Annotated in this window: 21 protein-coding genes; 7 read left to right on the top strand and 14 right to left on the bottom strand. The window is 45.8% G+C overall.

The window, feature by feature from the left end:
- The first annotated feature begins 25 nt into the window (after nt 1-25).
- The gene (locus KO537_RS16640; protein WP_219234989.1) at nt 26-907 is read left to right on the top strand and encodes a patatin family protein; all 882 of its coding nucleotides are present in this window, start codon (nt 26-28) and stop codon (nt 905-907) included.
- Here KO537_RS16640 and KO537_RS16635 read toward each other — a convergent pair.
- Together KO537_RS16635 and KO537_RS16630 are read right to left on the bottom strand one after the other, a co-directional pair.
- Entirely contained in the window at nt 891-1832 is a 942-nt protein-coding gene (locus KO537_RS16635; RefSeq protein ID WP_198572366.1) for a LysR family transcriptional regulator, read from the bottom strand. The genes KO537_RS16640 and KO537_RS16635 overlap by 17 nt on opposite strands.
- A gap of 28 nt (nt 1833-1860) precedes the next feature.
- The gene (locus KO537_RS16630; RefSeq protein WP_219234987.1) at nt 1861-2718 is read right to left on the bottom strand and encodes an EamA family transporter; all 858 of its coding nucleotides are present in this window, start codon (nt 2716-2718) and stop codon (nt 1861-1863) included.
- Between the two features lie 193 nt (nt 2719-2911).
- On the opposite strand from KO537_RS16630, the gene trmL reads away from it, so the two are divergent.
- On the top strand, nt 2912-3376 hold the full coding sequence (gene trmL / locus KO537_RS16625; RefSeq protein ID WP_219234986.1) for a tRNA (uridine(34)/cytosine(34)/5-carboxymethylaminomethyluridine(34)-2'-O)-methyltransferase TrmL: 465 nt from the start codon (nt 2912-2914) through the stop codon (nt 3374-3376).
- Nucleotides 3377-3407: 31 nt separating this feature from the next.
- On the opposite strand, the gene KO537_RS16620 is transcribed toward trmL, so the two are convergent.
- Nucleotides 3408-3959, bottom strand: a complete 552-nt coding sequence (locus KO537_RS16620) for a hypothetical protein (RefSeq protein ID WP_219234984.1) — start codon at nt 3957-3959, stop codon at nt 3408-3410.
- A 212-nt stretch (nt 3960-4171) separates the two neighbouring features.
- Between KO537_RS16620 and KO537_RS16615 the strand changes: the two genes are divergently transcribed.
- A complete protein-coding gene (locus tag KO537_RS16615) occupies nt 4172-6199 on the top strand; it encodes a S9 family peptidase (RefSeq protein ID WP_219234982.1) in 2028 nt (675 codons plus the stop codon).
- Nucleotides 6200-6287: 88 nt separating this feature from the next.
- Here the strand turns inward: KO537_RS16615 and KO537_RS16610 are convergent, their stop codons facing one another.
- The 6 genes from KO537_RS16610 to KO537_RS16585 all read right to left on the bottom strand — a co-directional run bounded on the left by KO537_RS16610 (nt 6288) and on the right by KO537_RS16585 (nt 12610).
- A complete protein-coding gene (locus tag KO537_RS16610; protein ID WP_219234980.1) occupies nt 6288-7751 on the bottom strand; it encodes a pitrilysin family protein in 1464 nt (487 codons plus the stop codon).
- The gene (locus KO537_RS16605) at nt 7748-9079 is read right to left on the bottom strand and encodes a pitrilysin family protein (RefSeq protein ID WP_219234979.1); all 1332 of its coding nucleotides are present in this window, start codon (nt 9077-9079) and stop codon (nt 7748-7750) included. The genes KO537_RS16610 and KO537_RS16605 overlap by 4 nt, the downstream gene beginning before the upstream one ends.
- A gap of 137 nt (nt 9080-9216) precedes the next feature.
- Nucleotides 9217-10614 carry an amidohydrolase gene (locus tag KO537_RS16600; RefSeq protein ID WP_219234977.1) on the bottom strand — a complete coding sequence of 466 codons (1398 nt, stop codon included), beginning with the start codon at nt 10612-10614 and terminating at the stop codon, nt 9217-9219.
- 258 nt (nt 10615-10872) lie between these two features.
- Entirely contained in the window at nt 10873-11289 is a 417-nt protein-coding gene (locus KO537_RS16595; RefSeq protein WP_113940298.1) for a hypothetical protein, read from the bottom strand.
- A gap of 311 nt (nt 11290-11600) precedes the next feature.
- The gene (locus KO537_RS16590) at nt 11601-12047 is read right to left on the bottom strand and encodes a hypothetical protein (RefSeq protein WP_219234974.1); all 447 of its coding nucleotides are present in this window, start codon (nt 12045-12047) and stop codon (nt 11601-11603) included.
- A gap of 11 nt (nt 12048-12058) precedes the next feature.
- Nucleotides 12059-12610: an SMI1/KNR4 family protein gene (locus KO537_RS16585; RefSeq protein ID WP_219234972.1), complete on the bottom strand. Its 552-nt coding sequence runs from the start codon at nt 12608-12610 to the stop codon at nt 12059-12061.
- 265 nt (nt 12611-12875) lie between these two features.
- Here KO537_RS16585 and KO537_RS23190 point away from each other — a divergent pair, with 265 nt between their 5' ends.
- Nucleotides 12876-13019: a hypothetical protein gene (locus KO537_RS23190; RefSeq protein ID WP_206766013.1), complete on the top strand. Its 144-nt coding sequence runs from the start codon at nt 12876-12878 to the stop codon at nt 13017-13019.
- 196 nt (nt 13020-13215) lie between these two features.
- On the opposite strand, the gene KO537_RS16575 is transcribed toward KO537_RS23190, so the two are convergent.
- Both KO537_RS16575 and KO537_RS16570 read right to left on the bottom strand, forming a co-directional pair.
- Entirely contained in the window at nt 13216-13890 is a 675-nt protein-coding gene (locus tag KO537_RS16575) for a class I SAM-dependent methyltransferase (RefSeq protein WP_198572373.1), read from the bottom strand.
- A 105-nt stretch (nt 13891-13995) separates the two neighbouring features.
- On the bottom strand, nt 13996-14367 hold the full coding sequence (locus KO537_RS16570; protein WP_219234970.1) for a hypothetical protein: 372 nt from the start codon (nt 14365-14367) through the stop codon (nt 13996-13998).
- A 292-nt stretch (nt 14368-14659) separates the two neighbouring features.
- On the opposite strand from KO537_RS16570, the gene KO537_RS16565 reads away from it, so the two are divergent.
- On the top strand, nt 14660-16780 hold the full coding sequence (locus KO537_RS16565; RefSeq protein ID WP_173248158.1) for an EAL domain-containing protein: 2121 nt from the start codon (nt 14660-14662) through the stop codon (nt 16778-16780).
- 801 nt (nt 16781-17581) lie between these two features.
- Here KO537_RS16565 and KO537_RS16560 read toward each other — a convergent pair.
- Nucleotides 17582-18202, bottom strand: coding sequence for a tRNA-uridine aminocarboxypropyltransferase (locus KO537_RS16560; protein WP_173497731.1), 621 nt, complete (start codon nt 18200-18202; stop codon nt 17582-17584).
- A gap of 226 nt (nt 18203-18428) precedes the next feature.
- Here KO537_RS16560 and KO537_RS16555 point away from each other — a divergent pair, with 226 nt between their 5' ends.
- Nucleotides 18429-19262: a hypothetical protein gene (locus tag KO537_RS16555; protein ID WP_173497732.1), complete on the top strand. Its 834-nt coding sequence runs from the start codon at nt 18429-18431 to the stop codon at nt 19260-19262.
- 170 nt (nt 19263-19432) lie between these two features.
- Here the strand turns inward: KO537_RS16555 and KO537_RS16550 are convergent, their stop codons facing one another.
- The gene (locus KO537_RS16550; protein ID WP_113940291.1) at nt 19433-20641 is read right to left on the bottom strand and encodes a multidrug effflux MFS transporter; all 1209 of its coding nucleotides are present in this window, start codon (nt 20639-20641) and stop codon (nt 19433-19435) included.
- Between the two features lie 113 nt (nt 20642-20754).
- On the opposite strand from KO537_RS16550, the gene KO537_RS16545 reads away from it, so the two are divergent.
- Nucleotides 20755-21726, top strand: coding sequence for a LysR family transcriptional regulator (locus KO537_RS16545; protein ID WP_113940290.1), 972 nt, complete (start codon nt 20755-20757; stop codon nt 21724-21726).
- 82 nt (nt 21727-21808) lie between these two features.
- On the opposite strand, the gene KO537_RS16540 is transcribed toward KO537_RS16545, so the two are convergent.
- A complete protein-coding gene (locus KO537_RS16540; protein WP_219234967.1) occupies nt 21809-23680 on the bottom strand; it encodes a methyl-accepting chemotaxis protein in 1872 nt (623 codons plus the stop codon).
- Nucleotides 23681-23765 lie beyond the last annotated feature (85 nt).

The raw sequence follows: 23765 nt of genomic DNA, 5'->3' as shown, positions 1-23765 counted from the left end.
TAAACCGATAAAAAGATGTAACTCGATGAAAGATGTGGCCTTAGTGTTGGAAGGTGGTGGCCTCAGGGCCATTTATACCGCAGGTGTATTAGACGCGTTTTTACAGCAGTCACTTCACTTCAACTATGTAATTGGGGTATCTGCAGGTGCCATTTATCCCGCGTCCTATGTATCCCGCCAATTTGGTCGCAATCTCCACATTCAGCAGCAATATCTCAATGACAAACGCTATATGGGCATCCGCCATTGGCTGGCAACGGGTAATTATGTCAATACAGACTTTACCTACCGTCGCATGGCTTATGAGTTGCTGCCATTTGATTTTGATACATTTTTAAATAGTAATACCGAATTCAAGGTCGGCGCCTTTAACTGCAACACAGGAAAAACCGATTACTTTGGGATGGCCGATTTTAATGAACACGATAAATTGCTCGACGTGCTCATTGCCTCCTCTAGCCTGCCTTTTATGTCTAAACCCAGCGTGATCAACCAAAATCCTTACCTCGATGGCGGCATCGGCGAACCGATACCAGTAGCGCAATCACGAAAGGACAGTTACGCACGCCAAGTCGTGATCCTGACTCAAGATGAGCATTATCAAAAATCCGCGATGAAAATGAATTGGTTAGCCCGCAAAACCTATAAACACTATCCCGCCGTTGCCCATGCGCTAAATGAACGCCATCGTGTTTATAATCAAGCATTAGTCGAGTTAAACCAAGCCGTTGCGAATAATAAAGCCTTTGTGATCCGCCCAGCGCAACCACTTAATCTATCGCGGCTCGATCGCAATATCGGTAAAGTAACCGCTGTCTATCAGCAAGGCTTAACAGATGGGCAAAATATCTTGCCCGCATTAATCACTTGGTTAGCCGCACCAAAACGGCCTAAATCTGAAGTGTAATCGAACGCAGCACTTGGCTAATAATCAACTCTCGCAGCCATTTATGGCTCAAGTCGTGTTCGAAGTGTTTGTGCCACATCAATAAATACGCACCGGGGATCAGCTTGATGGGTGATGGTAAAGACTGAAGCTCAAAAGACTTCATCACAGCCAAGGCATAGCGCGAAGGTGCGCAGAGGATTAAATCGCTCTGTTCACACAGGGTGAGAGCACTCTGAAAGTCGGTCATATTCACGGCAATATCCCGTTTACGGCCCTCGAGTTGCAACACATCATCCAGCAACCAATGCTCTAAACCGCCAAAGGCCACTTGCAGATGGCGATAACTCAAGAAGGTATCTAAATTCCACTCTTGTGTTAACGCCGGATGATCACGACGCATCAAACACACGGGATAATCCTGCACTAACTCAACATGGCATAAGTCATCGGGAATATTATTCACATGCATGGGCGAGCGCTCGTCCCACTCGCGGCAACCTATGGCTAAGTCGATGTCGCAGCGCAGTAATCTGTCCATGGTATCGAGTCGCCACGTTTGGCAATTGAGACTCACACCGGGCGCTTGAGTGAGCAACATGGGCATAAAATGGGGAAAGGTCAGTGAATAGGTGGTTTCGACCAAATGCATTCTAAACTGTCGTTGGCTCAAGGCGGGTTCGAAGGTGTCCGGCCGAGTAAATTGCGCCAATTGCTGTAAGCATTGGCGCAACTCAGGCGCGAGTGACAAAGCCTTGGGTGTCGGTTTTAGGCCGTAGGCGGTACGTTCAAATAAAGGATCATCAAACACTTCCCTCAGACGTGTCAGCTGTTTACTCACCGCCGACTGGCTCAAATGCAACCGCGCAGCAGCAGCGGTCACGCTTTGCTCCTCAAGTAGAATTTCGAGTACGGGCAGTAAATTCAGATCCAAACGTTTTAGCATCTATGCCTCATTCACCCCAAAATAATGACTAGGGTTGCACTTTTTTAAATGGATTTAACCTTAAATTCTGCGGCAACTTCATCAATAACAGTGACAATAAAATCACAGCTATTCCCATCCATTGGCGCATATCTAAAGTTTCCCCCACAATCATGACCCCTAATGATACGGCAACCACAGGGTTGACTAAAGCGACCATACCCATGATTTCTGGCCCTAAGTTTCTCATAGACGACAGCCAAGCCCAATAGGCAACGGCGGTGTTGGCAATCACTAACCATATCAGTGAAGGTACAAGCGTCATACTCGGTAGCTGCGGTGGCCCTGCCATAAACCAAGCCAGTGGGATCAGCATCAAACCGCCCAATAATAGCTGCCACGCGGTCAGCACTAAAAAGTCACCCACATCCCACTTTTGCATCCAGCGAGAAGAAAAGGCAATTAACGTCGTGGCACTCAGCATGCAAAGTACGCCGATAGGATCGAGATCCGCCGAAGGGTTAAGCAGTAAAATGACCCCACCTAATCCCATCAAACCTAATAATAACCACTTCATTCCTGGGCGTTTTTTATCAATGAGCCAAGCCAGTATTAAGAAGATGAGCGGCAGAGTAGCCCCTAAGGTTCCCGCCACCGCGCCCGGCAAACGATACGCGCCGATAAATAGCAAAGTGAAGAAGGCACCGATATTACAAAAAGCCAGCAAACCAAGCTTTGACCAAACCAAAGTTGGCAAACGAGGACGCAGCATCAGCATTAATATCCCCGCAGGCAAGGCACGCCACACGGCTACCCAGTAGGGCGACATGTCATGTAAGTAGAGACTCACTAACGCATAGGTCGTCCCCCAAAATACAGGAGCGAGTAACGCAATAATAAAGGGCATAATGACTTCCTAAAAAGTATCTTGATGTTGAGATATATTACTTTGAGATAATAAAACAGGCAAGCCTTGAGATAACAATTCCACCTATCACAACCTCTATTGCATGAACTTAGCCAAATCCACCCACAACAGACACTGCGCTTGGGCACAGTTTGCCGTATAATCGGCCGTCATTTTCTACAGGCGGGCCAGTATGTTCCATATCGCACTCTATGAGCCAGAAATCGCACCTAACACAGGTAATATCATTCGCCTTTGCGCAAACAATGGCTGCCAGCTGCATTTGATTGAGCCATTAGGTTTTGATCTAGAAGAGAAAAAGCTACGCCGCGCGGGTTTGGACTATGCCGACTTAACCAATGTGACTCGCCATAAAGACTTCGATACTTTCCTCGAAGCCATGGCTGGCAAGCGCATTATGGCCTGCACCACTAAGGGGAGTCGCCCGCATACTGAGCTGAGTTTTGCCAAAGACGATGTGCTGCTATTCGGCCCAGAAACCCGAGGCTTACCGATGGCGATTATCGAATCCATCCCCACTGAACAGAGACTACGCATCCCCATGGCGGCCACCAGCCGTAGCTTGAATCTGTCTAATGCAGTGGCAATTATCAGCTATGAAGCGTGGCGTCAGCTTGGGTTTGAAGGCGCACTTTAAGCGCTATCGAAGGTAAATCGCGGATTTGCGGCTAAGGAGATGGCGCGACTGGCGTCATCTCTATCCCGCGAAAAAGCTGATAGCGATCAACATCATCGTCTAAATATTGAATATTCTGCGTCCATTGCCATGCGTTAGCTTGAGCACCCGCCCCCTTTGCCTCGAACAGTAATTGAATTAACGCAGACCGAGCAGTAACCACGCCCTCACCCAGCAAAGAATAATCGCCATTTTGACGATATAAGCTAAAGACCTGCTGCTTCTCTTGGGACACGCCATCGTAATAGGTCAACAACACTTGCTCGCCCTGCTCCCTAAACCACCAGGTTTCACTATAGGGCGCACGCGTGCCAACACTGACAGACAATAACAGCTGCCGCTTATCATGGGAGCAAAATCCGGTGACTGTGACTTTTCGTGGCACTTCCCCCACTTTGGCGGCATCGCCCACCCATTGACCAGTAAACTGAGGGCAAAACTCACTAAAACTTACCTTAGCCGCGTGTGCAGCCAGAGGAATAGCAGCACTCAGTGCAATTGCCACTCCCCATAATAGTCTTAATCGGTTGATTTTATTCTGCATCTACCTAGTCCTCAGCCGAAATATCACCCTAGATTAGCCTGTAATTCTGTCATCAACAAATCACAATTAGCCGACAACCATTCACAGATGCTTACACAAAGCGTCCCGCTATGGGTTATCACTCAGTTTGCTTTCATGCTCGGTTTCTATACTCTCGAATCTGCACCATAAATAAAATCATTATAACTATATGTATGATAAGGAGACTCACAGTGAAGAAGACAGGAATCTTATTGCTCTGTCTGTTGATGCCATTCGGCTCAGCATTTGCGGAGCAGGGTAAACCGCTCTCGGTGGAATTGCTCTGGCAACTTAAGCGTATTGGTAGCCCAGTCGTATCGCCCTCTGGTGAGCATATTATTGCGCCAGTCACAGAATATGATCTGAAGGAAGATAAAGGTTCGACCCAGTTATGGCGTTTTGATGGCGAAGGTAAGAATAATCGCGCTATTACAGTCAAAGGGTTAAAGGTGAGCGAGCCCGTGTTTTCGCCCGACGGCAAAACCTTGGCCTTTGTGAGTGAGCGAAATGAAGACGACGCAGGCCAAATCTACCTATTGCCTATGGACGGTCCGGGTGAAGCGCAACGCTTAACCGACATACCTACTGGCGTAAATGGTATTAAATGGGTTGGCAAGCATTTGTATTTCATCAGCAATGTATTCCCAAATCAAACATGGGACGAGATGAAAACCCAACTAAAAGCCGACGAGGACAATAAGGTCTCCGCTCGCCAGTGGAACGCTTTGCCCTACGCTCAGTTTGATCACTGGTTAGATGAACGTCGCCAAGCCCATGTATTTAGGCTCCCCGCTTCAGGCGGCGAAGTCGAATCCGTGACGCAAGCACTCGGCCATGAGTTACCACGCTCGAGCCAAAGCAGTTCAAGTTACGATATTTCGCCTAATGAACGCTTAATTGCCTTCAGTACTTATGGCTCAGACAACCGTGTCGACCCTAAACTGGATATTTTCCTTGCGACGATTGGCAGTGGTAAAGCAGAGAATATCACCCCAGAAAATCAAGCCGCAGATGCTGATCCCAGCTTTAGTCCCAATGGCAAAACGCTGGCTTTTACCCGTCAGAAAATCCCCGGTTTCTATGCCGATACCATAAGACTGATGTTACTGGATATTGATAGCCGCAAACTTAATACGCTAACACCAGACTGGGATCGCTCGGTCAGCCAATTTAATTGGACCCCCGACAGTAAAGGCTTTTATGCTACCATCGAAGATGCCGCCACTAACCGCATTTATCATATCGATGCCAAAAACGGTAAAGTCAAAGCCATTACAGAGGCGACTGACTTTGGCCAACCCGCCATAGGTAAAGACGGTGAACTGATTGCCACCAACGAGAGCTTTTTGCACCCAGCGCGCTTGGTCAGCATTAATCCCCGCAATGGTAAGACGGTACGCCTAGAGAATTTTAATGACGATATTCTCAAAGATGTTGATTTAGGCACTTACGAATCAGTGACCTACAAGGGATATCAAGATCAAGATATTCAAATGTGGGTTCACTATCCCCCCGGATTCGATCGCAGTAAAAAATATCCCCTATTTATGCTGGTTCACGGCGGGCCACATAACGCCATTACCGACGGTTTCCATTACCGTTGGAACGCACAAACCTTCGCCTCTTGGGGATATGTCACTGCTTGGCCAAACTTCCATGGTTCTAGCGGCTTCGGACAAGCGTTTGCCGATGCGATTAACCCAGATTGGAAGAATAAATCCCTCGAAGATGTGCTCAAGGCGGCCGACTGGTTTAAACAGCAAAGCTGGATTGACAGCGACCGCATGGTGGCGGGTGGTGCAAGTTACGGTGGTTATCTGACCTCAATTATTTTAGGTCAACCACATCCCTTTAAAGCCTTGTTGATCCACGCTGCGGTTTACGACATGTATTCACAAATGGCGTCGGATTTTGCCGTCCACAGCACTCGATTTGGCAACTACTGGGATAATCCTGAGCTGTATAAAGCCATTTCTCCGCATTACTTTGCAGCTAACTTTAACACTCCGACCTTAGTCAGCCACGGTCAGCTCGACTACCGAGTACCTGTGGGGCAAGGATTTGAACTGTTCCGCACCCTGCAAACTCGCAATGTGGAATCACGGATGATTTACTTCCCCGATGAAAATCATTGGGTTATGAAACCCAATAACTCTATCTATTGGTATAATCAAGTGAAGGATTGGATGACCCATTATGCTAAGCCGGGTGGACAATAAACGCTGCATCTAGCACCAAGAACAGAAAAGCAAAAGGTCTGCACTATGCAGACCTTTTCTTTATTGAATCAAGCCTCGCAATGATGGCTTATTGGCCAAATCCCGTGGCTTTAATATCGACGGTTTGCACTTTGCCGTACTTAGCGGCAATAGGTGCAATCTTAGCCGCATTGCCAATCAGCACAAATTGCAGATCTTTTTGCGGGAAGTAAGTTTTCACTAACCTTTGGGTTTCTTCTAAGGTCAAACCATCCACCTTAGCTTGGAACTCATTGATAAACTTATCATCGAAACCGTATAGATACATGCCAGATAAGAGCCCCGCCAGCTGCCCTGAGGTTTCAAACTGAGGCGGGAACTGACCCTTAACGTAGGCTTTAGCCGAATCTAAGGTCGCTTGATCTACACCTTTTTCCCATAAACGTGCATAGGTTTTTAAGGCTAAATCCATCGCTTCTTGAGTGGTTTCCGTCTTAGTGAAAGTGCTGATTGTGAATACGCCCGAATCGGTATAAGGGCTAAAACCTGAGCGTGCGCCATAGGTTAAGCCTGCGTTCACCCGCAGCTCGTCGTTAAGCCAAGAGGTGAAACGACCACCTAAAATAGTGTTCACTACCGTTAAACCTACATAGTCTGGATTGTCACGACTAATGCCTAAACCCCCAATCACAAAAGTAGTTTCGATTGCATCGGGTTTATCCACCAACAAGACTTTGGCCTCGGTCAACTGAGGCAAACCTTGGTTTAAATCAGGCTGCACCAGCTTTTCGCTGCCCTGCCACTGACCAAAGGCATGCGTCAGCTTGGCTTTCATCGACGCCACATCAAAGTCACCCACGACAGTTATCGCGGTATTGGAAGGTTGATAGTAACTCTTATGGAAGGCGCGTAGCTGTGACACTGTCACTTGCTCCAGTGAGTCACTGTTACCCGAAGCCGCATTGCCATAAGGATGTGCACCAAATACGAGCTTATCGAAGTAGCGACCAATCACAGCCCGCGGGCTTTCTTTATCCTGCTGCAGCCCAGCAATCGCGCGCTGTTTGAGTTTATCGAACTCGGCGGCATCAAAATCAGGCGTTAACATCGCCGCGCTAAATAAGCCCAGCATCAAGTCAATGTCCTTCGCCATAAAGTCAGCACTCAGATAACTACCTTCCTTATCCGCTTCGGCCACTAAGCTTGCACCGAGAAAATCCACTTGCTGCTCGATATCCGCCTTAGATTTCCCCGCCGCACCTAACAGCAAGCCTTCTGCCGTCATTTGTGCCACGCCTGCGGTGGTGTCATTCACAGCACCGGCGCGTACCACGGCATTTAAGGTAATTAACGGCACTTCGCGCTGCGGCATTAAGTACACAGTTAAGCCGTTATCTAACACAAACTTATCGTAACTTGGCATCGCAAAGCTGCCAGTATCGACCCGCTTTGGTGCCGATGTCGCCGCGCAGCCCGCTAAGACTAAGCTTGTGCCTAAAGCCAATGCTGCCATTAACTTAGACGATTTCCCAAGTGATGCCATCTTAAGTGATTTCACTGCTGTCGATTTCATAGGGAAGACTCCTCGGTTGCCGCCAGCACAGCCACAGTGCGATTCGATTTACGTAAGTAGGTTTGGGCAACTCGTTGAATATCCGCAGGCGTCACCTTGTTATAGGCTTCAGGTGCATTAAATAACTTGTCGTAACTGCCAAAATACATCTCATAGGTGCCTATGGTATTAGCCTTACCATTAATGGTTTCCATCGAACGATAAAAATCCATCAACTTAATATTTTTAACTTTATCCAGTTCTTGCTGGGTCACGCCAGTTGTCGCAATCGCATCGATTTGTTCAATCAACGCATGCTCCAGCGTCGAGGCTTTCACCTCAGGTGTAGCAACGCCCATCACATAGAAGAGGTTAGGATCGACCGACATCGGCATGTAGGTTTGCGCTTCTAAGGCCACTTGTTTATCAACCAATGATTGATATAAACGCGAGCTATTACCTTGGCTTAGAATCGAGCTTAATAAGTCCAGCGCATAAAAATCCGCATGGGTTGCCGCCGGAATATGGTACGCCAACATTACGTTAGGTGTGCTGACCGATGCCTTCTGCACAAAGGTGCGACGCTCACCCTTTTGCTCAGGTTCGACAGTGCGAATCGCTTTAGGCGGAGTCTGTGCCGGAATAGGCGCAAAGTACTTTTCTGCCAAGGCTTTTACTTGGGCAAGCTTTACATCACCGGCAATCACGACCACGGCATTGTTCGGCGCATAATAGGTTTTATGGTACTGAACTAAATCTTCCAGCGACCAAGCGGCAATATCCGACTCATGGCCGATCACCGACCACGAATAAGGGTGAGCTAAAAACGCCACGCCTTTGATTTCGCCTTCAAGGGCATTCCAGTTAGAGTTTTCTAAGCCAGTGGAACGCTCCGACTGCACTACGCCACGTTCGCTATCGACCATGGCTTGGTTGATATCTAAGTTAGCGATGCGGTCAGCTTCGAGATCGAACATAGTTTCGAGCGCATTGGCGGGGAACCAATCTGTATAAACCGTCATGTCTTCAGTGGTATACGCATTGTTCGCGCCACCAGCGGCCTCCATAGTGCGGTCGAACATTTTCGGGCCGTACTTTTTCGAACCGTTGAACATCATGTGTTCGAAAAAGTGCGAAATACCGGTAATGCCGGGCACTTCGTTACGTGAACCGACCTTCCAAAATAAATACATGTTGGCATTGGGAATTGAGGCATCTTCTAGCACCATGATTTTCATGCCGTTATCTAGCGTGAAACTCTTAATGTCTTCTGCCGTGGTGGCCTGTGCTTGGCTTAGGGGGGTCAAAAGTCCCATGGCCAAAACCAGAGCCGATAGCGTGCGCTTCATCTTGTTCGCTCCTTGCTGTAAATATCCACATATAGAGGTAAATTGTTTAACAAATCAAGCGCAGGAAGCGTATCCCGCGCCGATTTTTTGTAAGCTCAAGTTATACCGCAGCGCTTACGGAATAATGCATTAGCCACTTATTGGGCTTTGAGCGCCGTTAACGCCACTTTGGTCATGGCCTCAACGCCCACTTTTAGCGCGCTTTCATCCACATAAAATGCCGGCGAATGATTGCTGGCCGCCGTTTCAGGGTCCGTTCCCTTTGGCGTCACCCCGAGGAAGAAAAACATCCCCGGCGTTTCTAAGGCATAGTAAGCAAAGTCTTCGGCACCTGTGATTAACCCGGGTTCAATCAGCATCTTATCGCCCACCACGCTCGCAAGCACAGGCCGCATGCTGGCGACTAATTCAGGATTATTGACCACCACAGGATAACCTTGATGGATCTCAGTCGTCGCAGTCGCACCAAGCGTTTTTGCCGATAACTCGGCCATTTGCGCTAAACGCAGTTTAATATCTGCGCGCATAGGTTGGTCGAAGGTACGAATTGTACCAATCAGCTCGACTTCATCGGGAATAATATTAGAGCGAATACCGCCATTGACCGCGCCAAAACTCACCACTGCCGGCGCTTTAGTGATATCCACCTGACGGCTGACGATCGTTTGCACGTTAGTGATAATTTGTGCCGCAGCGACAATAGGATCGACCCCATTCCAAGGACGCGAACCATGGGTTTGGCTGCCTTTCACTTTGATAGTAAAAGAGTCTTCACTCGCCATTGCTGGACCACTGCGCAGGCCAATCATGCCACTCGGCATACTCGAGGTGACATGCATACCAAATACTTGCTCGGGTTTGCGCTGAGCAAACAGCCCTTCTTTGAGCATCAATTCCGCACCGCCCTCTTCACCCTCTGGCGCACCTTCTTCAGCGGGTTGGAAGATAAACATCACATCCCCCGCTAGGCTGTCTTTCACTTTAACCAAGTTTTCGGCCACGCCCATTAACATAGCCACATGGGTATCGTGACCACAAGCATGCATCACACCCACTTTTTGATCGCGATAAGTGTCAGTCGCCTTAGAGGCAAAAGGCACATCGACCACTTCAGTCACAGGCAGTGCATCCATATCTGCTCGAATCGCAATCAACGGACCATGCTTGCCGCCCTTCAGCTTCCCGCCTTTCAAAATGGCCACCACGCCCGTATGTGCAACACCCGTTTGCACTTCTAATCCTAAGGATTTCAGATGTTTTTCAATAATCTTGCTGGTACGAAACTCACGGTTAGACAACTCAGGGTGTTGATGCAAATCACGACGCCAGTCGATCACCTTTTGCTCCACACCCGCCGCCAACTTAGCCGCATCAGGCATAGCAGTGGTCGCCGCTTGCACTGAGGTTAAACCTGTGCCCATAAAGCTTAAGGCTAAGGCCGACGCGAGTAAGGTCTTGGAAAAATGGGATTTATTTACTAGGGGCTTAAATTCAAATGATGTTGATGCAGCAAGTGATACAGAGGGTAAAGTCATAGCGATAGCCTATTGTTGTTTTTATAAGCTATCTAAACTACACGGACAAGGAAGAATTGTTAATAGATTTAATGATAAAGGTAAAAGAGACTGTGCTTCATTAAAGGCTGTCTTTAACCGTCATTCCCGCAATGTTTGTGGGCGGGAATCAAACTTTTAGATAAATCAACCTGAAAAAAGATAGGGATGGCGGATCTCAGTTAAAGAAACTCAAGGCAACGGAAAAGCTGTCCTAATGCTTGGCATCGTTAGCTTTAGTCACAAAACAACAAATTCACGATTTTCTTTAAAACCACATGGCCATCGGCCTTGGCTATACAACTCAGCCACCTCACTCCATACGCCCTTTTGTCTGAGAGCGGCCTCTCTCGCTGCCATTTTGAAGGCAAAGAGTGCGCCGCCTCTAAAGCTCTCAGTAAAATCATGAGGACCATACACAAGCAAAGGATGTGACCGGCCAATTTTTCTCAGAGATCTGAGCGCCGATTTATACACAAGCATCTCCGCGTCTTTTGTTTCCTCACATTTTTTCGGACCATTCAAAGGATCCTCTTGATCTCTGCTTGTAGGCAGCCATTCCCATCCATATGTAGAACCCAATACGCCTTCAATGGGACTTGCAGCCGAGAGCCAGTCAATAAATTCAACTTGTTTGGCTAGATATTCAGGTGTCATAGGAGGTTAACGCCGTGTTAAAGGAGTTTCAAACTGAAGCAGCAGTTTGAACTCCCAGTGAGTAAAGCGAAGAATTTCAAACGCTTTATTACGTTTTGGCTGCTTAGCTTGGTTTACCAGCCAAAGTCTAGCCACCCATTCTAAATCAACAACATAATGCACTTTCGGTTTCTCTACCACCTGTACTGGCTAAAATTACTTGAACCAGAGCCATCATATATGGATGTCTGGCTAAAATGCTTAGCTAAAATTGCCTTTCTGATTAACACAGTATTGCGCGGGAATAACGGTAATGAAATTTAGTCAGCAACTCACAGAAAATTAAGCTCTTCATCTTGAAGGGATAAAGCACTATCAATGGAGGCTAATAACACACCATAAGTGTAACCGCAGTTGCCCACAAAAATCACTTGATTACCATTGAGTACCATCACTTCTACCCCATGATCGGTTTCCCAGTTGCAGGAGTAATGATAACGAATTGCCCGAGTCTCCATTGTGCTGGTGTCATCCAATATAATGTACAACGGCTGGGTATTTGCGGCTATTTCATTGATGGTATTTAAAGAAATCTCTAAGTCACCGCAATAATCTTCAAAGTACTTATGCATTTTGAGCATAGCATTTAGAATTTGATGCTTCGTTTCTGGTGTCATCAGAGAAACGTCTTCGAGCATTTTTATGCGTAACTTATCGTTGCCCTGAAGCTCACCTTCAATAATCAGTTCACTCGGTTTGTTGAGTAATGGGTCGTACATTTTTGTTATCCTTAATCCTCAATTAATTCATCTGGATATAGCGCGATTTGCGCCAAGGATTGCTCAAAAAATTGGCTTAGGTCTGGGCTGATAAAGTCCATCATATCGGGGTCATGGGTGTATGCGATCACTTGTCCCATTTTACCTAATGCCGAGGGCGAATGATCTGCAATCAAGAGTAATGTGCCACCCCCAAATTGGGCAAAGGGCAGCCAACCTTCTTGATACCATCCTGATTGGATTTTGGGATCCCGCACTTCTGGCTCGTGGTAATTAGCGTAGTGCTGGGCCCGTTTTTTCATTCGGTCACGATATGTAAGAGATGAGGCTAAAGACAAAAAATCATACCGGCAAAAGTAATCTTTCCGGGCAAATACTGTGCTCCACTCATTGCCGCCATTGGCATATCCCCAAAGCTCCCTTAACGGAGAAACAAATTTAAAACCTAATTGTTTTTCGGCTTCATCTAAGACTAAGTTTGATAAGCCACGATCCAGTTCTAATGTTTGATTCATGTTGGCGTAAATAGCACTCAATGCTTGTAGATACGTCTTAACATCCATTGTATTTATTCCTTCATCTTGACACTTGGCCGCAGTGTTAATCCGTTTGCTTTATACCGCTAACATATACACTTGGCGAACTTATTTAATCGAATTAACCACATAAATTCTATTTTCATATTGCTGCAACAAATTTTGTCGCAGCCTTCTATTACTTACTAAGCCGCTATTCCAGTCATACCTTATTAACTAGATATACAGCCTAATTTTCAGCGTCAAGTGACCCTTACTCAGTTTGATCCCTCGCTCGCCCCGCAAAATATCGGTGAATGAATTAGTCGAGCGTCTTGAAAACCACACGCAGAATACGAGTAAACGTTCGGTGCAACATCCACTACTCGATGATATAGACCAAGCACTAGCGGCAATTGTGAGTGTCGTCGCGAGGAACACCATAGAACTCAGTTAATACAATCAGATAGGCGTGCTAAACAAACAACGCCCCCCACGATGCCCTAGTGATTATCGGGCTAACGGCTAACCCTAATCTTGAGTCAGAGCTTGAGGTATTAGTAATAGCCACTGGCATTGCAACAAAGCCCATAGAAAATCAGGCATCTATAGCGTCACAAATTGATGATAAGTACATTTAAGCGACAACAGCATTAACTCGACTGATGAATTCCTTTATGCATCTCTTTATGCCTCCCTTTATGCAAGAAGACTACGTCCTTATCAATAATTTCGAGTCGCCAGCCATAGTGATGCGCAATCCACTCAAAGGTCGCTTCGGCGTAAAAATTGATGTGGGTGGGATCGTTTTTATAGTGCCAGCGGGCAAATGCGATTTTATCCTGCACACGCTTGGTCATAACAGCCAAAATGCCATTAGGTTTTAATAACCTATCAAGCTGGGCAAGTAACCCTGCGGCACCACTCACGTGTTCTATGACTTCGGTTAAGGTAATAAAGTCGTATTGGCGGGCTAACGTTTCGGGATTATTAGCGTAATAAAGGTCGTAATTATCTATCTGATAACCGCGCGCCTTTGCCATTAGACTCAATGCCTTACCTTCTCCACAGCCAAAATCGAGCCCTTGGGCCGAAGTGCTAACACGGCTAAGTAGTGGCTCGAGTGTGCGATTTAAAAATGTTTGATAGCCGAGATCATCGGCATGGTTCTCGTGCTTATCGTACTCGGCTTTTTCTGCCTCGGCCGAAAGATAAAACTCAGAAGGCACGCTCACCAGTTGGCAGGTTTGGCATTGCTGGTAGTTACGCTTCCTATCTTGATGATAAGCGAGTAATTCAACGCCATGGCATAAGGGACAGATATTCAACAACAATTCCTAGGGATAGTAAGGTGCATAGTAATGAGAATAGTCGTAATGCCCACAAATAATGCTAGCACTGACTAGCTGAAATCGACTGTGTCGATGGCTTGATTAAGGTTTAGGGATTTTACGCTCTTTTGCGGCAGCTTCTTTTGCTTCCCGTAAATATTTGTGCTCGCGACTTTCTCTTTCGTCGAACTGTTTTTGTGCCTTAAGTTTTTGCTGTGCTTCCCAATCGTTGGTTTGGGATTGTTGCTTAATTTTATCTTCCCGCTCTGTCGTCTCTTTAGTGGCTTGACGGGCCTTTTCTAATTGAGCCTGTTCTAATCGCTGTGAGTCGATGCGTGCCTTATCGGCTTTTTGCTCTAGGGTCAATCTAGGCTTTGGCGCCTCGGCGGCATGCGCTAACGCGAGATGAAAATTAAAGATGAGGGCTAGCGATATTAATATTTTAGAGATTAACACTTTAAATAAATACGCCATTTCCTATCTCCTTTATTCGATAATTGAATGAATCAATGATAAAAGCCAATTCACGCAAGATGTGCAAAACATAGCATAAAATCTGCCTAAGCTTGAAATATGCAGCAGGTGTTCTTAAAAAATATGCTTGAATACAAGTCTTAAACTACACTTTTTAAGTTTCTATTTGAGTGAAACAACAATTAGGTTTATTTTTAACCCCATTGGAATGATGTACTATTGGGCAACTTCGTGTTCAACGAAGACCTAAAAATGGGATGTGACTATTTTGCGTCACAAGGGAGTATCCTGAATGATCAGATGGCAACACTTACTTAAGAAACTCAGTACAGATGATCCTGTACTGCAAGAAAAGCTGTCTCTCTGGCAAGCACATCCCCATAAAACCCCCTTAGCCTTAATTCAAGGCTTTAGCTTTATTAGTGCCAACCAAGCCACCCTCAGTTATTTTGAGACTGAATACGATGCTTTTGTGAATGCGACTCCCTATGATTTTTCTCCGAGGATCCAATCTTCAGGCCGCAATAGTGTTGAATTTGCGCGGGAAATGATCCTCGAAGCCATTGCAGGCAATAATGTTGAATTCAACTGGCTGCACATGAGCCAACAAGGCAATGAACTGCCGACTCGAATTAATCTCTATCGCTGTTATCTGCAACAACAGCCCGTGGTACTCGTTGAATTACAAGCTCTTAATCGCCGCAATCAAATGCGCGAAACGATTTCTGATGGTTTTGCTCATATTCCCAAAGAAATTTTATCGACCACGCTCGAAGAAAGTGCCGAAGCTGTGTATATCACTGACACTGATAATCAAATTTTGGCCGTCAATAAAGCCATGTGCCGTATTTGCGGCTATAGCGCTGAGCAGCTCATCAGTAAAACCCCTGAATTTTTAGAGGTAAGAACCCATAATATGGGGGAAGAAACCGAATGCCAAATCGCCTTGAAACAAAGGGGATTTTGGCAGGGCGAAACGTGGAAAAGACGTTCAGATGGCAGTAACTTTCCTGCTTGGCAGAGCAGTCGTAAAATCGTCACGGAAGATGATGCTCATTATAATGTGAATATTTTCAGTGATATTAGTACTAAAAAACTATTAGAAACCCAGCTAACAACTCGAGCTATGTACGATACCTTGACTGGATTACCTAACAGGTTCCATCTCAAGCAGATCCTCAATAGTGCCCTCGAAAAACTTAAAACAGATCCCCTCGCACTGGGCGCGTTGATGTTTTTAGATCTCAATGGTTTCAAGAATATCAATGACAGCTTCGGTCACTCCATGGGCGATAGAGTATTACAACTGGTCGCAGCCAGACTCGAAGCAGGTTGTATCGAAAAGGCCGATATAGCCCGTATGGGAGGAGATGAATTTACCTTAGTGCTGCAAGACTGTAGCTGTAAAGATGAAATTCAGCTGTTTGCAGAGCAAATTCTTAGCCTATTTGAGAGCCCCTTTGAAATTGAAGGCCAAAAGTTCTTCCTCGGCACCAGCATAGGCATTGCGCTATTTCCTACCCACAGTAACCAAGCGGGACAGCTGATTAGTCTTGCCGATACTGCCATGTATTGCGCTAAAAAGAGCTTACCGCATCTCGTGTTTTACGATAAGGAAATGAGCCTAGCAGCCGAGTTAAAATTACAGTTAATCAATAACCTAAGGCATGCGCATAGCCTAAAACAATTCACTCTCGCTTATCAAGCCATAGTCGATTTACACACAAATCAAACTATTGCTGCCGAAGCCCTGCTCCGCTGGCAGAAGTCACCGACAGAATATTATGAAGCTGCCGACTTTGTGCCATTGCTTGAGGAAACAGGATTAATTGTCAGCATTGGCCAATGGGTATTAGAACAGGCCTGTGTACAAGCGGCCCTCTGGCGAGCACATTATCAACCCGACTTTAGAATTTCAGTCAATGTGTCACCACTGCAATTAGAACACTTAGATTTTATCGACCAAGTGATAAATGCCTTAGAAATGGCGAAGTTACCCGCCGAAGCACTGATTTTAGAAATTACCGAATCGGCATTGTTACGACAACCGGAGCAAGCACGACTCACACTCAATCGTATTAAAGCGTTAGGTGTCAGCATTGCCATCGATGATTTTGGGACTGGGTTATCGTCACTCAGTCGCTTAGGGACTTTGCCGATAGACAGCGTCAAAATTGATGCCGAGTTTGCCTTGCGCTTAAACGAAGTCTCAGGACAAAAGCTCTGCAATGCTATAGTGCAACTCGCACAAGCACTCGACATTCACTTCGTCGCAGAAGGTATTGAAACTCAACAACAAAAAGACATAATGACTGACATGGGCCAAGGTTTCGCCCAAGGATTTCTATTTGGCTACCCGAGTTCAGTCGAAAACTTCACCCAAGCCTTTCTTGCGGAAAAACGCTTAGCCTAGAACAGATTTAGGACTGCCGATGTTCGCATCGGCTCGATAATCCGACCGGCGTACCGAATTAACGCTCTCAACGTTTACAACGGAAAACGAAAGATTCCGCTAAGGTTTTATCGAAATATTTTGATGGGTCGCGAACGAAGGGGAAAGATTTTCTTGCAGAAAACATATGATTTAAGCTCGATAGCCCTGCCAGCACACCATTTACTAATAGTTATGAATGGAATAACTCCCCTGCAAAGCCAGTGATGGCCTGGCAAAGCACTCTCATCATTATCAACAAAAACACCATATTTAAAGCTCAATAGCCCTGCCAGCACGCCATTTACTAATAGTAATGAATGGAATCACTCCCCTGCAAAGCCAGTGATGGCCTGGCAAAGCGCTCTCATCATTCTCAATAAAAACACCATATTTAAAGCTCGATAGCCCTGCCAGCACGCCATTTACTAATAGTAATGAATGGAATCTACTCCCCTGCAAAGCCAATGATGGCCTGGCAAAGCGCTCTCATCATTATCAATAAAAAAAACCATATTTAAAGCTCGATAGCCCTGCCAGCACGCCATTTACTAATAGTAATGAATGGAATTACTCCCCTGCAAAGCAATTGGCTGGCAAAGCTATCTCATCATTTGCTGCGCAAATGAATCCCAGTTATTAAACCGTATTTCACATTACGTTAGCGTGATCTGAATAAGATTTTGACTATTTTAATTCGTACGGAGTCTCAAAAACTCAATAACTTAAAAGCACTAATTCATACCTAAAACATCTAAGACTCAATAGCCTTAACCCCATCAACTATACCTTACCACTGGATTCATTTGAGTTCTGATAACGAGCCTGCACTGTACTCGGCATCGCCTTAATCCGCAGTTCCACCATAGCATCAAATGCCATCATTAACGGCTGAACATCAAGGGTAGGATCGAGGGCGCTTAACATATAAGCGCAAGCTTCTAAGGTCGATAAACTATCGCTACGACTCGATTTACGGATCCGATAGCGCGATTCATAACCTTCAGCCAAATGCACCGCAGGATACTGGGTTAACCAAGAATTCAGCTGCAGCATTTTGAATGCCTTACGCCAAGTGCCATCGAGCAACAGCAATATACAATCAGGATTAATATGTTGCTGTTCAACACTTACACTTAACGCAGAGGGATAGACGAGATAAATAGGCTTATTACACGCCGCTAAATATTCCCGTAAACCTTTGAAGTCAGACTCGCTTTCACCCACATAAACTTGCGTTTTAGGTACAGCAAGACTCAATACCCGCACACTATTCTTCTTATGTTCGACTTCACTCGGGTGCTGTAAAACCACCAACTGAGTCATTGGAGAGATAGGCTGAACACTCGCACATAAGCAAGCATTTTGCGGATAACGACAGATAGAACAATAAAAACGCGACAAAGGCGCAGTCCTCTTAACTTTAGCCTAAAAACTAACACAGCTCACTCAAATTCAATATGCAAGACGGTTTAAGGCTCTATTTTTCAAGCTGTTTTTTTGTTGAACTTTTGTGACAACATCGTATAGTGACACCAGCAAGAACGCTAAGGTCAATAAGTTAAAACTGCTAACACTTAGCATTTATTATACTTTTCTTGCTTTCAGTACCCACAACAAGGACGATAAAATGGACAAAAGACTGATCAGTATTGCGGTTGTATTCGGATTATTGAGTACAAATACATTTGCAGCCACAGACAAAGCCTACCAACATGATGTCAATATTAACTATGGCGCCTCAAGTGAAGCATTTAGTGATGGCGGCTGGAGTGCTGACTATCGCTACTATTCTACCCCAGTTAGTCAAGATTCTGCGCCCTACGCAATAAGTGGCTTTTTAGCACAAACATCTAATATTGGTGGTAATTATAGTTTTAATGATGATTTAGACTCTTATGCTGTCAATGGAGAATATGTTTTCGCATCTAAATGGTTTGTTGGTGCAAATTACTTCAATCTAGATAATGATTTCTATAATGCTAATACTTATGGAATCAACTTAGGTTATTACTTTAACGCTACCTCGGCTGTTTATGCTAGCTACTCCAGTAGTGACGGTGATTATGATGCTGGATTTGGATCAAAAGGAAATTCTGACAATGATGCGTTCGGCATAGGAATACGCAGTTTTATTCCTTTGCAATCGACAGCAGGTATTGATTTGCAAGCAAACATCTACTACAGCCAGTCTGATAATACGCTAACTAACGGCCCTAACGGTCAATATAACAATAGCAATAACAGTACAATTGTAAACTTAACTGCTGATTGGTACATGACTCGCGCTTGGTCTATCGGCGCAAACTACAGTATTCAAGACGATAAGGACCCTTACAGCATTAATACTGCTTATCACTGGCGTATTACAGACTTAATATCCGCTCGAGCTGGTATTGCCAAGTCATTTGAACCCGATTGGGATGGCGTTGATATTTCACTTAGTCTCAACGGCCGCTTTTAAATAAAAAATGCCCGCAGCTTGTGGTTAGCAAGACTGCGGGCAAAGGGTTTACAGAATATACTCAGCAGCACTGATTTCACAAACAGCCCTGTTTACTCTTGAAGCATCGTCATCACAATCGATCATATGATGGGTCTAATCCCGCTTTATCGCTCCTGAACTCAATACTACTAATGCTCGCCAACTAACTGCTCTTGGTGCCAGTGGTCGAATCGACTCAGCGCCATCATCAACAATAAACCGATAGAAAACACGCCCATGACGAGTGCCACTGCATAAGGTGCAGTTAAATTCGTTTGCTGTATAAGTCCAGCTAAAACGGATGCACCACTCATCTGAATAAAACCTAGCATAGCCGCGGCAGTCCCCGCTCGCTCACCGAAAGCTGACAGCGCCATACTAGTCGCGGGGCCGAGTAAGAAGGCAAATCCCACACATAACAACATCATAGGTAACATGAAGTTAAAAGCTGCTGCCATCCCTGTATTTGGACCAAACTGTTGGCCCGCCACTGTCGCCACTGAAGACAGAACGAGTAAGGACAGAGCCAAAATAACCGTTGGACGATTACCCAGTTTGCGAATGACGATCGGTGCCGCAAAACAGGCCACGATATTGAACACAGCATTGAGACCGAATAAACCACTAAACGCCAGCTCAGAAACCCCTAAATGCCCAATCAACCACACAGGCGCATAAGACACATAACTCAAAATAGCCGCCATAGCAGACATACAAGCAAAGGCATAAAACAAAAAGTGGGTGTTACCGAGTACAGGTTTGAATCTACCCCAACGGTAAAGTGGACCAGTAGTAACAGTGTTGGCTGGACGAGTCTCAGGTAAGCGATAACCGACAACGAGCATCATCAACATGGCATATAACGTCATGAAAACGAAGGTTGAACGCCAGCCGAATTGCATCGCTAACAAGCCACCTAAGGTTGGTGCTAAAGCTGGGATCACGCAAATCGCTCCATTTAAGTAACTGTAAATTTTAGCGCCTTCTTTTTGTGAGTAGCAGTCGCGCACCGCACTAAACACCACGATAGAAGTTGAACAGGCGGCTAAACCTTGCAGCACACGAGCAATCTGTAACCAATGAAACTCGATGGCCGCGGCAGCGAGAAGACTACTTGCGCCGTAGAGTAAGACCCCGAAAATGGCCACAGGACGGCGGCCATAACGGTCGGCTAATGGCCCAATCAACACTTGGCCTAAGCCCATGGCGAATAAAAACAATACGAGCGTGGATTGCACATCACTGGCAGATACGGCGAATTCTGTCGCCATAGTTGGCATTGAAGGTAAATAAATATCGATGGCTAATGGGCTGAGCAGCACCATAGACATCAGGATAGGTAACAGATTGCGCCGCATAAATAATCTCAGTTGATCAGGGAAAGGTATTTCAGTGGGCGCTATTTTAATTAACTCAAGGTATGAACAGAAATGGTATAATTTCCAAAGTAAATTTCCTCTGAGGAATATCTGTGAATATCGACAACTTAGCCAGAATCGATTTGAACTTGCTGGTCATACTCAAAGTACTGCTAGAGGAGCAGAGTGTCACTCGCGCCGCCAGCCGATTACATATAAGCCAGTCAGCCCTCAGTAAGAGCTTAAATCGACTCAGAGAAACCTTAGATGATCCCCTATTTCAGCGCACGGCGCATGGCTTAAAACCCACCGCGCACGCCCTCATTCTTGGGCAAAAACTGCCGAATATATTGCAAGACTTGTATCAACTCACTCAGCCTCCGACCTTTAATCCTGCCAGTAGCAATCGACAATTTTCTTTTGCCATGGTGGAAAGCGCCTATGAAACCTTAATCCCATATTTTATCGGCCCTATGCTGACCACGGCACCCAACGTCAAACTCGACTCCTATGTCTGGACCGAAAAATCGATGCAGGATTTGCAGCAAGGGCAAATCGACTTTGGCATTTCAGGACGGGATTTGCATCCACTGTCAGATTTTCAAGTGGATCGCTTGCCCGAAGGGATTGCCTATCAAACATTATTTACCGATCAACAAGTCTGCTTAGTGCGAGAGGATCACCCGCTGATGGCGGCGCTCACCTCAGAACAATGGAATTTACCCCTTTACCTCGATATGGCCCATGTGCAGGTTCGTTGTGAAGGTAGTGATTGGTGGGCACTGGATTACTTTCTTGCCGATCTTGGGCATAGACGCCGGATCAGCACGACTGTACCCGACTTTTATGGTGCCGCCAGCGTTTGCGCCCACAGCAATTTAATCTTCACTCTGCCGTCGAGCTTTGCCCGTCACGCCTGCCAACTTTATCCGCTCAAACAACTGCCACTGCCTTTCGAATTTATGCCAATGGCCTATGTGTTGTTATGGCATCAAAGAAATGATGAAGATCAAGGGCATAAATGGATTAGAGAAACCATTTGTCAAAGTGTGGCTAAGTTATTCAATCCCACAGAAATGCTTTAACACGACAAAACGGCCAGTAAAAAGCCCGACAAAGTAAAGGCTTTATCGGGCTAATATCGAGACAAACAATTAAGAATAGCGATTACAGAATAAATGTCGCGACTTGCGCATTCAGGTCATTAGCGCGAGCTTTTAAGCCCCTCGCCTGTGCCAAATCTGCCATGGCCGATGCGGTAATCTCATCGGTCACATCTTTAATCGCAACCGTATTCTGGGTTATTTCACCCGTCACTTGAGTCTGTTCTTCCGCTGCGGTAGCAATTTGGCCTGCCATATCTGAAATCACGTTGACCGCTTGCGTAATTTCTTCAAGGGCTTTCGCCGCCGCATTGGCATCTTCTACGCTATGACCCGCTAAGGCTTGGCTGCTTTCCATCAAGCTGACTGCTCGAGCGGTAGTGCGTTGTAGCGTTTCAATCGTGGTATGTACTTCCTGAGTCGAATCTTGTGTGCGGCGCGATAATACTCGAACTTCATCGGCAACGACCGCAAAACCACGGCCTTGCTCGCCAGCACGAGCCGCTTCAATGGCTGCGTTAAGCGCCAACAGGTTAGTTTGCTCAGCAATCCCTTGAATTGTCGCCAGAATACTCGAGATAGACTTAGCGTGACGACTTAAATCGCCAATAACATCCGTTGCTTGAGTCACTTCATCGGCGAGAGAATTAATCGAGTTACGAGTTTTATTCACTAACTCTTTGCCCTGTAAACTGCTCGCTGCAGACTGTTGAGCCGCCGTTGCCGTGTTCTCAGCATTGGCTGCGATCTCATTAGTCGCACTCGCCATTTCAGTTACCGCAGTCGCGACCATAGCGACTTCTTGCTGCTGACGTTGTAACTCCGCAACTGAAGTTTGCGTGGTGGCAAGACTACGTTCAGCATCGGCATCCAACTCATTCGCTAATTGGCGAATATGGCTGATCAGCTGATGTTGACTGCCCACAAAGCGGTTAAAGCTGTCGGCAAGCACGCCCACTTCATCTTGAGTATCAACAGAAATACGTTGAGTTAAATCACCATTGCCATCGGCAATACGCGCAAGTGCTTGCGATACTCGACTCAGAGGACCCAGCAAGACACTTACTAGCCAAGAAATGGCTAACACACTCAGCAACAGTACGAGTGCAGAGAGACCCAATTGAGTGAGTAATAGGTTAGACAATGGTGCTTCTAGCGTTTCCTTATCAAGCACTAACACTAATTCCCAATCTGTATTAGGGATATCAACGCTCCAGACTAATTTGTCACGTCCTTCATTTTCAAAATACATAGGTAACAGAGTGCCCGCTGCACGGCTTTGTTCTGGTAAGTTGCGATTAAGCTCGTTATCGATTTCAGCTATAGGTTTCATCGTCTTAGCTTGATCTTTATAAGCGATCACTGTGCCGTCTTTGTGCATCATGATGGCATAACCGTTTGCCGGTAACTTCATGCGGTTGACCTCTTCGATAAGATTACTAATCGATAGATCTCCAGCAATAACTCCGCCTGCAACAGGCTCGGCCAAAGTCACCACTAAAATATTAAAAGCAGTATCAAGATAAGGTCGAGTAAATACACTTCCACCAGTTCGCATAGCCTCTTGGTACCAAGGTCGTGTACGAGGATCATAATTTGTATAGTCAGTTGCAGGCTCTGAATCTCTCATATTGCCGTTAGACTCACCAAAATATGTCGATTCAAACCCTCCCGATTGCTTAGCCTGTTTCATTGCTTGCACAATGTCATTATTGCGCTGCCCAGCAAGACCTTTAACAATTTTCTGACGACTTGCAAGCCACTCACCAATCAGTAACGCTTGCTGGTCTCCAAGACGTTGAGCCTGTTCTAAATTCACGTCTAATAGTACTTTCTTCTGACTTGTATAACTTTGCCAAGATAACAGTAAAATTACCGATGAGAGAGCGAGAATTACGGAAAAAAGGATTTTTTGTCTTAATGAATATGATTTCATAATATATTTCACGAATAAAAACTGGATAATTATGCTGACCAAAAATAATAACTATTCCTAGTAGCGCTTAGTTTACTTAGATACG

The organism is Shewanella sp. NKUCC01_JLK, assembly GCF_019345615.1.
Taxonomy (GTDB): Bacteria; Pseudomonadota; Gammaproteobacteria; order Enterobacterales; family Shewanellaceae; genus Shewanella; species Shewanella oncorhynchi.
Note: the sequence above shows the minus strand (reverse complement) of the source record. Positions and strands in the feature narration are given on the sequence as shown.